Origin of the sequence: Burkholderia sp. LMU1-1-1.1, from assembly GCF_040675865.1 — a bacterium.
Taxonomy (GTDB): Bacteria; Pseudomonadota; Gammaproteobacteria; order Burkholderiales; family Burkholderiaceae_D; genus Rugamonas.
The window spans coordinates 519,169-531,530 of record NZ_JBEGHG010000012.1 but is presented as its reverse complement, the minus strand read 5'-3'; the positions used below and the strand labels follow the sequence as shown (position 1 = coordinate 531,530).

General features: G+C 68.3%; 9 protein-coding genes. 4 read left to right on the top strand and 5 right to left on the bottom strand.

From position 1 onward, the window contains the following. Positions 1-46: 46 nt before the first annotated feature. Positions 47-688 (bottom strand): response regulator transcription factor, encoded by a 642-nt coding sequence (locus MRBLMU1_RS14095; RefSeq protein ID WP_363502310.1) that lies wholly within the window; start codon positions 686-688, stop codon positions 47-49. Positions 689-908: 220 nt separating this feature from the next. Here MRBLMU1_RS14095 and MRBLMU1_RS14090 point away from each other — a divergent pair, with 220 nt between their 5' ends. Both MRBLMU1_RS14090 and MRBLMU1_RS14085 read left to right on the top strand, forming a co-directional pair. Then, positions 909-1,850 carry an alpha/beta fold hydrolase gene (locus MRBLMU1_RS14090; protein WP_363502308.1) on the top strand — a complete coding sequence of 314 codons (942 nt, stop codon included), beginning with the start codon at positions 909-911 and terminating at the stop codon, positions 1,848-1,850. Positions 1,851-1,887: 37 nt separating this feature from the next. Beyond that, positions 1,888-4,905, top strand: coding sequence for a sensor histidine kinase (locus MRBLMU1_RS14085; RefSeq protein WP_363502306.1), 3,018 nt, complete (start codon positions 1,888-1,890; stop codon positions 4,903-4,905). Between the two features lie 49 nt (positions 4,906-4,954). Here MRBLMU1_RS14085 and MRBLMU1_RS14080 read toward each other — a convergent pair whose 3' ends face one another. From MRBLMU1_RS14080 to MRBLMU1_RS14070, 3 genes are all read right to left on the bottom strand, one after another. Continuing rightward, positions 4,955-6,601: a glycoside hydrolase family 43 protein gene (locus tag MRBLMU1_RS14080; RefSeq protein ID WP_363502304.1), complete on the bottom strand. Its 1,647-nt coding sequence runs from the start codon at positions 6,599-6,601 to the stop codon at positions 4,955-4,957. Next, on the bottom strand, positions 6,598-7,881 hold the full coding sequence (locus MRBLMU1_RS14075) for an MFS transporter (protein ID WP_363502302.1): 1,284 nt from the start codon (positions 7,879-7,881) through the stop codon (positions 6,598-6,600). The genes MRBLMU1_RS14080 and MRBLMU1_RS14075 overlap by 4 nt, the downstream gene beginning before the upstream one ends. A 132-nt stretch (positions 7,882-8,013) precedes the next feature. Further along, a complete protein-coding gene (locus MRBLMU1_RS14070; protein WP_363502300.1) occupies positions 8,014-8,625 on the bottom strand; it encodes a CHAP domain-containing protein in 612 nt (203 codons plus the stop codon). Positions 8,626-8,743: 118 nt separating this feature from the next. Between MRBLMU1_RS14070 and MRBLMU1_RS14065 the strand changes: the two genes are divergently transcribed. Then, positions 8,744-9,415, top strand: coding sequence for a response regulator transcription factor (locus tag MRBLMU1_RS14065; protein ID WP_363502298.1), 672 nt, complete (start codon positions 8,744-8,746; stop codon positions 9,413-9,415). Then, positions 9,415-11,334, top strand: coding sequence for a sensor histidine kinase (locus tag MRBLMU1_RS14060; protein ID WP_363502296.1), 1,920 nt, complete (start codon positions 9,415-9,417; stop codon positions 11,332-11,334). Before MRBLMU1_RS14065 ends, MRBLMU1_RS14060 begins: the two co-directional genes overlap by 1 nt. Positions 11,335-11,353: 19 nt before the next feature. On the opposite strand, the gene MRBLMU1_RS14055 is transcribed toward MRBLMU1_RS14060, so the two are convergent. Continuing rightward, complete coding sequence (locus MRBLMU1_RS14055) at positions 11,354-12,322, bottom strand: PAN domain-containing protein (RefSeq protein ID WP_363502294.1); 969 nt, start codon at positions 12,320-12,322, stop codon at positions 11,354-11,356. Positions 12,323-12,362: the final 40 nt, after the last annotated feature.

Here is a 12,362-nt window from a genome sequence, read left to right as displayed (position 1 = left end):
GCGAAAATCACCAAGCGGAAGAATGATATTGGCCGCGGGGCCCCGCTCACACGCCCAGGATGCCCCGGTTGAGCGCGATCGTCACCGCGTGGGTGCGGTCGTTGGCCGCCAGCTTGGACAGGATGTTTTTCATGTGCGCCTTGACCGTGTCCTCCGTCACGCCCAGCAGCAGCGCCGCGCGCCGGTTCGAGTTGCCGTTCGCCACCAGGCGCAGCACTTCGACCTCGCGCGCGGTCAGCGCGTCGCCGGGATGGCGGAACACGCCCAGCTGGCGCGCCACGTCGGCCGACATCGGCCGTCCGCCGGCGTGGACGTTGAGGACGCATTCGAGCAGCTCGGTGCGCGCGGTGTTTTTCAGCAGATACGACACCGCGCCCAGTCGCAACGCGCGCATCACCTGCGCGTCGCCGCTATAGGTGGTCAGCGCGATGATGCGCGCCGCCGGATCGGCCTGCAGGATGGCGCCGATCGCCTCGGTGCCGTTCATGACCGGCATCTGCAGATCCATCAGCACCACGTCCGGCGCGTGCTGCCGGTACAACTCGATGGCCTGGCGGCCGTCCTCGGCCTCCGCCACCAGCGACAAGCTCCGGTGGCAGGCGATCATTGCAGCGATGCCGTCGCGCATCAAGGGATGGTCGTCGACCACCATTACCCGCACAGGTGCGGCCAAAACCTCGTCCATCATCGCCCTCCGTCGCGCCGTTCGCCGCCATCCCAGGGTCGAAATCCTACAGGGAAAGCGGCGATCGGGCCAGTGGCGGCGCGCTACCCTTTCGGGTATAGGCCGCCGCCGCGCTCCGGCCTACGCTGTGCTGTTTGAGCGCCGTGGCGACGCATGCCGCCACGGCATCCATCGCAGCCCGCCGCCGGCATCACGAGCCCGTCGGCATTCCAGGAGTCCCACCATGAATCGCCTCTTCCCCCTTCACAGCCACGGCCTGCGCGGCGCCGCCGCCGCCATGCTGCTCCTCGCCGCCCACGCCGCCCAGGCCGCCGCGCCCATCGACACGCCGGTGCCCGGCTTCAGCGACAAGTACGCCACCGTCAACGGCGTGCGCCTGCACTACAAGATCGGCGGCCAGGGCACGCCGGTGGTCCTGCTGCACGGCTACGCGCAAACGGGCCACATGTGGGGGCCGGCGATGCGCGAGCTGGTCAAGAAGCACACGGTCATCGTGCCGGACCTGCGCGGCGCCGGCGGCTCGGACAAGCCGGCCGGCGGCTACGACAAGAAAACCATGGCGGTCGACATCCACGAACTGGTCAAGTCCGTCAGCAGCGGGCCGGCAGCGGTGGTCGGCCACGACATCGGCATGATGGTGGCCTACGGCTACGCCGCGCAGTTCCCGGCCGATACCAGCCGCCTGGTCGTCATGGACGCCTTCGTGCCCGGCGTCGGCGACTGGCGCACCGCCTTCCCGGCGCAGGCGGTGTGGCATTTCCACTTCTACGGCGACACGCCGCTGGCGCTGGTCAAGGGGCGTGAACGGATTTACTTCGAACACTTCTGGAACGACTTCTCGGCCGACAAGGGCAAGTCGATCAAGGAGGCCGACCGCAAGCTGTACGCGGCCGCCTACGCGCAACCGGACGGCATGCGCGCCGGCTTCTCCTACTTCAGCGGGTTCGAACAGGACGCCGCCGATTTCGGGCCGATGAGCAAGACCAAACTGACCATGCCGGTGCTGGCCATCGGCGGCGAAAAGTCGGCCGGCGCCTTCGTCGGCAACCAGGCCAAACTCTACGCCACCAATGTCCAAAGCGTGATCATCAAGGGCTCCGGCCACTGGCTGATCGACGAGGCCCCGGAACAGGTCGTGCCGGCCCTGGTGTCGTTCATCGACTAGGGAGTTGGCGCGGCGGGTTTGCTATAGTATGGTGAAAATGGCAAAACCCTCCTCCATGGCCGCCGCGCGGCTTCGCCGGTTCGCGGCCGCCGCGCTCGTCCACCTGCTGGCCGGCCTGCTCGGGCTGGCCGTGGCGGCGCCCGCGTCCGCCGCCGCCATCGACCTGCACCACGCCAGCTGGACCGCGCGCGACGGCGCGCCGCAAATGGTCATCACCATCGCGCAGACCGCCGACGGCTGGCTGTGGCTGGGCGGCGCCACCGGCCTGTTCCGGTTCGACGGCGTGCGCTTCGAGCGCTACGTGCCGCCCGGCGCGCCGCTGCCGGCCAACGGCATCGGCATCCTCAACGCCGTGCCGTCGGGCGCCCTGTGGATAGGCTACCGCTTCGGCGGCGCCAGCGTGCTCGATCAGGGCCGCCTGCGCCATTACGACGAACGCGACGGCCTGCCCGCGAACAGCGCGGTGTGGGGCCTGGAACAGGACGGCGGCGGCCGCATGTGGGCCGCCACCAGCGCCGGCATGTTCCGTCTGGAGCGCGGCCGCTGGCTGGCGGCCGATCCGGCCTGGCTGCTGCCGCGCACCGGCTACAAGACCTTGATGCGAGACCGCCAGGGCATCCTCTGGGCGCAGGGCAACGAGGGGGTGTACTCGCTCGCCCCCGGCGCTAGCCGCTTCGTCAAGTCGGCGCCCGGCACCGGCACCGGCGTGCTGTTCGACGTCCCCGACGGCAGCATCTGGAGCTGGGATGGCCTGCACAACCGCCTGAACCGCTTGACCGCGCCCACCAACGGCGCCCGGCCGCGCCGCTGGGACGTGGGCGGCGACGCCAGCAGCATGCTGTTCGACCGCGCCGGCGACCTGTGGGTGGGCCGCCAGGAGGGCCTGGAATACCACACGGCGGGCGCGAGCGCCGCCAGCGGGCCGCAGCAAGGCCTGAGCGGCAGCGGCGTGGCCGCCCTGTTCGAGGACCGGGAGGGCAATATCTGGGCGTCCACCGCGAGCGGCATCGACCGTTTTCGCGCCAAGCGCGTGGCGCGGGTGCCGCTGGCGCACAACCCCGGCACGCACGCGCTGGCGGCCGACGACGACGGCGGCGCCTGGGTCGGGCGCTACCACGTCGCCCGCCCCGGCGCCGGCGCGCCGCCCGCCACACCGCTGTGGCCGGCTTCGCCGCTGGCCTGGCACAACGTCGTCAGCTGCTCCTACCGCGACCCGGACGGCGTGTTGTGGACCGGCGGCTACGGCGGCCTGTGGCGCAAGCGCGGCGGCGACATCCGCCAGGTCGCGCTGCCGCCGGGCGTGGACGGCGCGGTGATCAACAGCATGGCGCGCGACCGCGCCGGCGGCCTGTGGGTGGCGCTGGCGCAGCGCGGCCTGTACCGGCGGGCGCCGGACGGCGCCTGGGAACGCCAGGACGGCATGGCCGGCCTGCCGGACGACACGCCGCGCGCCATGGCGCACACGGAGGCGGCCGGCCTGTGGCTGGGCTATCCGCGCGGCCGGCTGCTGCAATTCCAGGACGGGCTGTGGCGCCGTTACGGTCCGGAGGACGGTGTCGGCGTCGGCATGGTCATGGCGCTGCACCTGCGCGGCGACCAGGTGTGGGCCGGCGGCGAGAACGGCCTGGCGCTGCGCCACGGCGCCCGGTTCGTCGGCGTCGGCGGCGTCGACGGCCAGGCCTTCGAAGGCATCTCCGGCATCGTCGAACTGGACAACGGCGACCTCTGGCTCAACGCCGCCGCCGGCCTGTTCCGCGTGCCGGCGGCGGAGGCCGCCCGGCTGCGCGCGACACCCGGTTACCGCGTGCGCTACGAGCGGCTCGACAGCCTTGACGGCCTCGAGGGCAGCGCGCCGGTGCTGCTGCCGACGCCGTCGCTGATCCTGGCCGCCGACCGCCATTTGTGGCTGACGACGACCACCGGCGTGTTCCGGCTCGATCCGGCGCGCGGCCCGCCGCCGGGGCCGGCGCCGCCGGTGCTGATCCGCGCGATCGGCGCGCCGGGCCAGGCGCGGCCGGCGCTGGCGGGGATGCGCCTGGCGCCGGGCACCGACACGCTGCAAATCGACTACACGGCGTTGGCGCTGGCCATGCCGGAGCGGGTGCGCTTCCGCTACCGCCTCGACGGCGTCGACCGCGCATGGCGGGAGGCCGGTCAACGGCGCACCGCCTACTACAGCAACGTCGGGCCGGGCGGCTACCGCTTCCAGGTGATGGCCAGCGGCGGCGACGAGCGCTGGCCGGCGCAACCGGTCACGCTGGATTTCAGCATCGCGCCCATGGCGACCGAGACCTGGTGGTTCAGAAGCCTGTGCGCGCTGACGCTGCTGACGGCGGCATGGCTGCTGTACCGCTGGCGCACACGCCTGCTCGCCCGGCGCCTGGCCGGACGGCTGGAGGAGCGCATACACGAACGCGAACGCATCGCCCGCGAGCTGCACGACACGCTGCTGCAATCGGTGCAGGGCCTGATCCTGCAAGTGCACGCGGCGGCGACGCGGCTGCCGCCGCCGGAACCGGCGCGCGCGCTGATCGAAAAAGCGCTGCTGCATGCGGACGACGTGCTGCACGAGGGCCGCGAGCGGGTGCGCGACCTGCGCGGCCACGACATCGGCGCGCAGGGGCTGGCCGAGGCGCTGGTGTCGGCGGGCGCGCAACTGCGGCCGCCGGACGCCCCGCCGCCGCGCCTGCTCGTGAGCGGCACGCCGCGCGCGCTGCATCCCATCGTGCACGAGGAAGTGGTGGCGATCGCGGGCGAGGCCATCGCCAATGCCTACCGCCACGCCGCCGCCGGCCGCATCGAGGTGCGGCTGCACTACGGCGCGGCCGAACTGCGGCTGGACATCGCCGACGACGGCGTCGGCATCGCGCCCGAGGTGCTGGCCGCCGGCGGCCGCCGCGATCACTGGGGCTTCGCCGGCATGCGCGAGCGGGCCGCGCGGATCGAGGCCAGGCTGGCGTTGCGCAGCTTGCCGGGGGCCGGAACCGAGTGGCGGCTGACCCTGGCCGGCGGGCTCGCCTACCCCAACGTGCCGCGGCGTTTCTGGTTCCAATAAACAACGCCAGCGCAAAGCTGGCGTTGGTGTTGTCGTTCGCTACCGCGGTTCAAGCCACCGGCGCCCGCATCGGATCAATGCAATACGACCGCCCGCGATACTCGAAATAATCGAAATCCGCATGCAAGCCGCTGCCGGCCATGTCCTGGCACGCCATGCCGACAAAGGCGCCCGTGAAGTTGGGCTGGCCGGGCGCGTTGGCCTCGTCAGACAAAATGCTGGCGTCGAATTGCTGCGGCAGCCACTGCCATTCGCCGTCCGCGATCCGGTAGCCGAAGTACAGCCGCTCCTCGTCGACCTCCACCCGCAGCGCCACCGGTCCGGCCGAAGGCAGCGCGATCGGCGCGGTGAAGGTGTCCGTCTGCACATGGTTGGGCAGGCTGCTCATCACGCGCAAATGCTTGCCGACCGCCTCGTCATGCGTGATGTACAGATAGTGGAACTTGGCGCCGCCGTAATAGCAGACCAGCCCCGCCTGCTGCTGGTAATGCTCCGGCTCGAAGTCGACCACGGTGGAGGCGCTGTAGCAATGCGATTGCTGGCGGCGCGCCACCAGCGCCTGCCGGAACTGGCTGCCCAGGCTCTCGCGGCCGTACAAGCGCAAGTGGCCGGGCCGCGCGGTCAGGCTGAACAGCTCCTCCGGCCACGGCGTGCGCAGCCATTGGAAGGCCAGCGGCAATTGCGGCGCGTCGAATTCCTCGCGGGCCGGTTCGACCGGCCACGGATGCGGCGGCAAATCCGGCGCGGCCGCCCGCAGCTGCGCCGTCCCCTGCCCGTCCACCGTGCGCAGCCAGCCATCGTCGCCCCAAACGACCGGCTGGATCGCGGTCTCGCGTCCCAAGGTGCAGGTGCCGCGATTGCGCAGCGGCCGCCCGCACAGATACACCATATATGTCTGGCCGTCTTGCGTGTCCACCAGGTCGGCATGGCCGGCCCGCTGCAGCCCGGCATCAGGCCGGTGGCGGGAACTGAGGATGGTCTGGTCGGGATGCAACTCGTACGGCCCGTGCAGATCGCGCGCCCGCGCCATGGTGACGCCATGGTTCCAGCCGGTGCCGCCCTCGGCGGTGAGCAGGTAGTAATAGCCGTCGCGCTTGTACAAGTGCGGGGCCTCCGTCAGCCCGTGCGCCGTGCCTTTGAAGATGTTCTCGCGGCGGCCGATCAAGCGTCCCTCCGCCACCGAATACTCCTGCGCCACGATGCCGGCGAAACGGTTGCCGCCCGGACGGTGGTCCCACAGCTGGTTCAGCAGATACTTGCGGCCGTCGTCGTCATGGAACAGCGACGGATCGAAGCCGCTGCTGTTCAGATAAACCGGATCGGACCACGAACCGTCGATGCTCGGACTGGTGACCAGGTAATTATGGAAGTCGCGCAGCGAAGCGCTGCCCGCCGCGCCGCCGGTGGAGGTGCGGCCGTAGCGCTTGACGTCGGTGTAGATCAGCCAGAACAAGCCATCCGCGTGGGTCAGGCACGGCGCCCACACGCCGCAGGAATCCGGCGCGCCCAGTATGTTGAGCTGGCTGGCGCGCGTGAGCGGACGGCACAGCAGGCGCCAGTTGACCAGGTCGCGCGAATGGTGGATCTGCACGCCCGGATACCATTCGAAGGTGGACGTGGCGATGTAATAGTCGTCCCCCACCCGCACGATGGACGGATCGGGATTGAAGCCGGGCAGGATGGGATTCTGGATCATGCTGGTTTAACGATGAGGGGTTGTTGAATCACGGCCGCCGGTTCGCGCACCAGCGTCCACAACAGCACGGCGGCCACCAGGTCGAGCACCGCCAGGCTGACAAAAAACGGCGTGTAGCCGACGCTGGCCATCAGGCCGCCGATCAGCAACGAGAAAATCAGCAGGCCCAGGTTGCCGAAGGTGCCGCACATGCCGGCCACGGTGGCCACCTCGTTGCGCCGGAACAGGTCGGACGACATCGTGATGACGGTGACAGATAAGGTCTGGTGCGCGAAGCCGGCCAGGCTAAGCAAGGCGATCGCGGCGTAGGGGCTGTCGACGAAGCCGACGAACGCCACGCCCATCATCATGCAGGCGCCGAGGGTGAAGGCGCCACGCCGCGCGTTAATCAGGCGCACGCCGCGTTTTTGCAACGCCAGCACCACCACCGGCCCGAACATACAGCCGAGGTCGGCGGCCAGGAACGGCAGCCAGGCGAACATCGCGATCTGCGCCAGATCGAAGTGGCGCACCGTCGTCAGATACAGCGGCACCCAGAATGACAGCGTGCCCCAGGCCGGGTCGGCCAGGAAGCGCGGCAGCGCGATGCCCCAGAAATTGCGCATCTTCAGGATGCTGACGATGGACGGGCGCTTGCCGTCGCCTTCCAGGTGTTTTTCCTGGCCGGCGGCGATGTGGGCCTTCTCGGCGTCCGACAGGCGGCGGTGGCGGGCCGGCGCGTCGTAGAGCAGCAGCCAGGCGGCCACCCATATCAGGCCCAGCGCGCCGGTGATGACGAAGGCGGACTGCCAGTTGTAATGCAGGATGGCCCATACCACCAGCGGCGGCGCCAGCATGGAGCCGAACGAGGCGCCGATGTTGAAGATGCCGCCCGCCAGCCCCCGCTCCTGCGCCGGGAACCATTCGGACACCGCCTTCATGCCGGCGGGATTGGCCGAGCCCTCCGCCAGCCCCAGCAAAGCGCGCAGCGCGGCCAGCGTTTGCCAGTTGGTGGCCATGCCGTGCGCCATGCAGATCACCGACCAGGCCGCCGCGAACATCGCGAAGCCGTATTTCAGGCCGATCACATCGAGGATGTAGCCGCACAACGGCTGCAGCATGATCGCGCCCTGGAAGGCGGCCGTGATGTACGAATATTCCTTCGTGGTTATGCCGAGCTCGGTGAGCAAGGTGGGCGCCGCCACGGCCAGCGTGCTGCGCGTCAGATAGTTGATGACGGCGCCGAGCATGATCAGACTGATCATCCACCAGCGTATTCCCTTGATCTTGGACAGAGACATGTTAGCGCAACCATAAGCCGACCGGATGGCAACATTACCATAGTTCCGGAGCAAAATGGTAGCGCAATCTTCAGGCCTGGCGAGGCTTGATGCGCGCGCCCTAGGCCGGCCGGGCGGCCCGGACGCCGGCCGCTAAGCGGTGTTATCGCCGCGGTAGGCGGCGTAGATGCTGCGCGGCTGCCGTTCGAAAACCGCTGGCGTCGTAATCTTGATGGAATCGAACGGTCCGTCCTGCATATTAGCCGCCGAGCAATGCGCCACGAGCGTGGCCCGCCCGGCGGCATCGGCTTCGATGACGATGCCCACATGGCCGAAGTTCTCGTGGCTTCCCTCTTTCGGATACACCACCAGGGCGCCGGGACGGGTGGCGTCCAAGCGCTTGAACAGCGTGCCCGGCCCCATGGCGTCGGCCCAGATGCTGTCGGTAAAGATCCAACCGTCGCCGCCGGCGAATGACGCGTGATCGACGTGCCTGGACGTGCCCAGCACCCAGCAAACGTAGCCGGAACAGTCGCAGGCGTCCAAAACGAGGTCGGGATCGTGCACGTCGATGCCATGCGCTTGGGCGATGGGTTCGAGTTCCATCCGTTGCGCGGCCGGTAAGGTCGGCCACAGCCGGCCGACGGCCAGGCTGCTGGACGGCAATGGCGCGTCCGGATGCATGCCACCCTCGCCCAGCCAGTAGAGGGTGGATAGCCCCAGGGCGTGGCGCGCCCGCGAGAGTATGGTGTCAACGTTGCTCATCGGAATTCCTCCGGGTCATGTTTCATGGCGCCGTCCACTATAGAACGTCGGTGGCGGCCTGGCCATAGCGTGAAAGCGGTATACCTTGCCGATATCATTTCGTGTAAAAATGGTAAGCATGCAAAACGCGCCGCCACCCCAGCCATTGATCCGCGTGTTGATCGTCGAGGACGAGCCCGAGCTGATGCGCCGATTTTCCCAGGCCGTCTTGAATGACCAGAGCCTGTCACTGGTCGCGGCCGTCTCTACCGGAACGGCCGCCCTGGCGGTGCTGTCGACGACGTCCCCGGACGTGATTCTGCTCGACCTGGGGCTGCCCGATATGCGCGGCATCGACGTGATCACGCACCTGGCGCGGCACCAACAGCAATGCGATGTGCTGGTGGTGACCATGTTCGGCGACGACCAGCACGTCTTCGAGGCGCTGGAAGCCGGCGCCACAGGCTACCTGCTCAAGGATTCGGGCCTGGAACGCATCGCCGCCAGCATCCATGAACTGCGGGACGGCGGTTCCCCGATCAGCCCCAGCATCGCCCGCCGCGTGCTGGCGCGCCTGCGCACGGGGCCGGGGGCATCGCCCGCCCAGGCCGGCACGCCGTGCGCCCTGACGCCGCGCGAGATCGAGTTACTCAAATTGACGGCCAAGGGCCTCAGCTTCGACAGCATCGGAGAACTGCTCGAGATCTCCCCGCATACCGTCGTCGCCCACGTCAAGAAGATCTACCGCAAGCTGGCGGTGCACTCGCGCGGTGAAGCCGTCTATGAGGCCACCCAACTGGGGTTGCTGTGATGCCAAGGGCGCTTTTCGGCCTGCTGTTCATCTGGGTGGCGGCCGTCGCGCTGTGGCTGGCATCGACTTCGTCGATCGAACTCGGTCACATTCAACCGATCGGACGGGCCGCCTATCTGGTGTCGCCGCAGCGCGCCCCCCCGGCCGACACGGCGGCGTGGCAACCGGCGGGCCTGCCGGTTTGGCGGCTGCCCGGCACACCCGCCGAGCCCCTCCCCACCTGGTTCCGGATGCGCTTTGACCTGGCCGCAGAGCCGGCGGCGTTTTGGGGCGTCCTGCTGCCCTACTTCTATGGCGGCGGGCAAATCTGGCTCAACGGCCAACAACTGGCCGACATTCCCTCGTCCACCGATCGCGCGCATGTGCGATGGGAACGGCCGCAACTGGTGGCCGTGCCGCGGCAACTGCTGCGCGCCGGCGCCAACGAACTGTGGGCGCATGCCGTTCCGGTCGCCGGCGAACAAACGTTGACCTTTCCCGCGCCGGTGGTGGGACCGCTGGCCGACTTAAGGGCCGTGCACGACCGCCGCGTGTTCTGGGTGCACACGGTGCCCCAGTTAACGGTGGCCGCGTGCCTAGCCATTTCCGCGTTCGTCCTGCTGGTGTGGTGGCGGTTGCCGGAGGAGGTACTGTATGGATGGTTTGGCTTGGCGACCTTGCTGTGGGGCATACGCACGCTGACCTTCGTGATGGAGGTCGTCGCGGCCGACCGCTGGCCGCTGTGGCGCCTGGTGTACCTCATCAGCACCGGCGGCTTCATCGTCGTGTTGCTGATCTTCGCCTGCTGCCTGGCCGGCATGCGCAGCCGCCGGGCCGACCAGGGCCTGCTGCTGTACTGGCTCAGCGGGCCGGCGTGGTTCGCCTGGTACGGCGTCGACAGCGACGACCTTGTGAACCGTCTGTGGACGGCGGGCCTCATTCCTATCGCCATCGCCGCCGTCGCGATCTCCTGCCTGACCGCGTGGCGCTCGCGAACGTGGAGTTCGCTGCTGCTGCCGGCCGCGCTCGCGCTCGCCACGCTGAGCGGCGTGCACGACTACCTGATCGTCTGGCAGCCGGAGTGGCTCGGGCGCGTGGCCCCGCTCTGGGCCGGGCAACGCTACTTCCTGCTGCACCATGGCGCCAACGTGCTGCTGATCGCCATGGGCTTGCTGCTGGCGACCCGTTTTATCGGCACGGCGCGCCTGCTGCGCGAACTCAACCAGACATTGGAGTCGCGCGTCGCCGACCGCGAAAAGGCTCTGGCCGACAACTACGCGCGCCTGGCGTATCTTGAGCGCCAAAACGCCGCCGCCGAGGAGCGCAAGCTCATCATGCGCGAGATTCATGACGGCCTCGGGTCCCAGCTGTTCACCTCGCTTTCCCGCGTCGAGCGGGGCGCCATGGACAGCACGCAAATGGCCGCATCGCTGCGCGCCTGCATCGCGGACATGCGGCTGGCGCTCGACGCGCTCGCGCCCGACGATCCCGATCTGCTCTCCACCTTCGGCGACTTCATGTTCCGCTGGCAAAGCGAACTGGACGCGGTGGGCGTGCGTTGCGTGTGGGACATCGATGTCGCCGGCGACGACCTGTCGCTGCCGCCCCACACGACCCTGCAAGTGCTGCGCGTGGCGCAGGAGGCGCTGACCAACGTCGCCAAGCACTCCCGCGCCACACGGGTCGATCTTTCCTTGCGCCATATCGAAGGTCGCCTGGAGCTCTCTATTCGCGACAACGGCATCGGTGGCGCCGCAGCGCCGTCCACCGCCGGGCGGGGCCTGCACAACATGCGCACGCGCACCGCCGGCCTGGCCGGCACGCTGGTCGTCGACCAACCCGAAGGCCTGGGTACCCGCATCGTCCTGGCGCTTCCGTGTCCTCCCCGTTCCGCGATGCGAAAAATTCTTCAAAGCCCGTCGCTCCCGGCGAGCAGTTAAATTCCGCCGAGCCGGTGATTTACTTGGGGAGCCTGGTGGGCCGTTGCACGGTGCCGGTCGTGCAACAGTCACTCGCCACTGGCGGGGGCGTGCGGTCTTTCAGCCAGCACTGGGCCGCCGGCCCCTGGACACCGGGCCGCACGTAAGTCCAGGTCGCGCAGCGGGAGTCCTTGGTGCAGGCTGTCTCGCAGACCGATAGCTGACCCGCGCCAACGGTGAAGTGGGTAAAGTCGCCGCCGGGGCGGTCAATATTCGTTTCGTTCGCCGGCGTTTTTACTCCAGATGAGCAATTGCTGCATGCAACGGCCGCAGGAACGGCGTTTTTGAGCCAGCATTTACCGAGGCGGCCCTGGACGCCCGGCTCGACATAGGTCCAGGCTTTGCACATTGCCTCCCCGCTGCAAGCCGCTTCGCACAAATCTGGCCGAATCTCGGAAATAACGCCTGAGGGGGGCGAAATATCGAAATTCCGGTAGTCGCTACCGGGCCGGTCTGCCCGGCGTACGATCGTCCCCCGGTCCGGCGGCGTCGGGACACCAAACACAATTGTCACGAAATCGATTTCCCGCCCCTCGTCACGCCAAAAGCCTACGCCATATTCTTTGAAAGCGCAGTTGCGCACCGCGTTGCCTGCTCCCCTCTTGTAAGCCAGATCGATCGCTTGCGACTGAGGATCTCCCGTGCCCAGAAAGGACACGATGGTGCCGTAGTTGCTTAGATTGTTGCCCGGGATATTCTTCTCCGCGCGGGCATAGGCTTGGGCCACTTCCTCAAGTTTTTTATTGTAGGAGAAAAACGGGCCGAAACCGCCGAACGTCACAGCGTCCCTGCATGGCCCGTTCGCGCGATCTCGTTCGACGATATTTGAAATCGGTTTGAGCGGATCGTCGGCATACGCCAGCGGCGCCACGCCAAGGCTCGTCGCTAAAATTCCGAAGGCGAAAGCCGCCGAGGCGAATCTTGACATGCTTTGGACAATAGTACCCATAGAGTGTCCCCCTCGATAAAGTGATTACTTGGCGACAGGT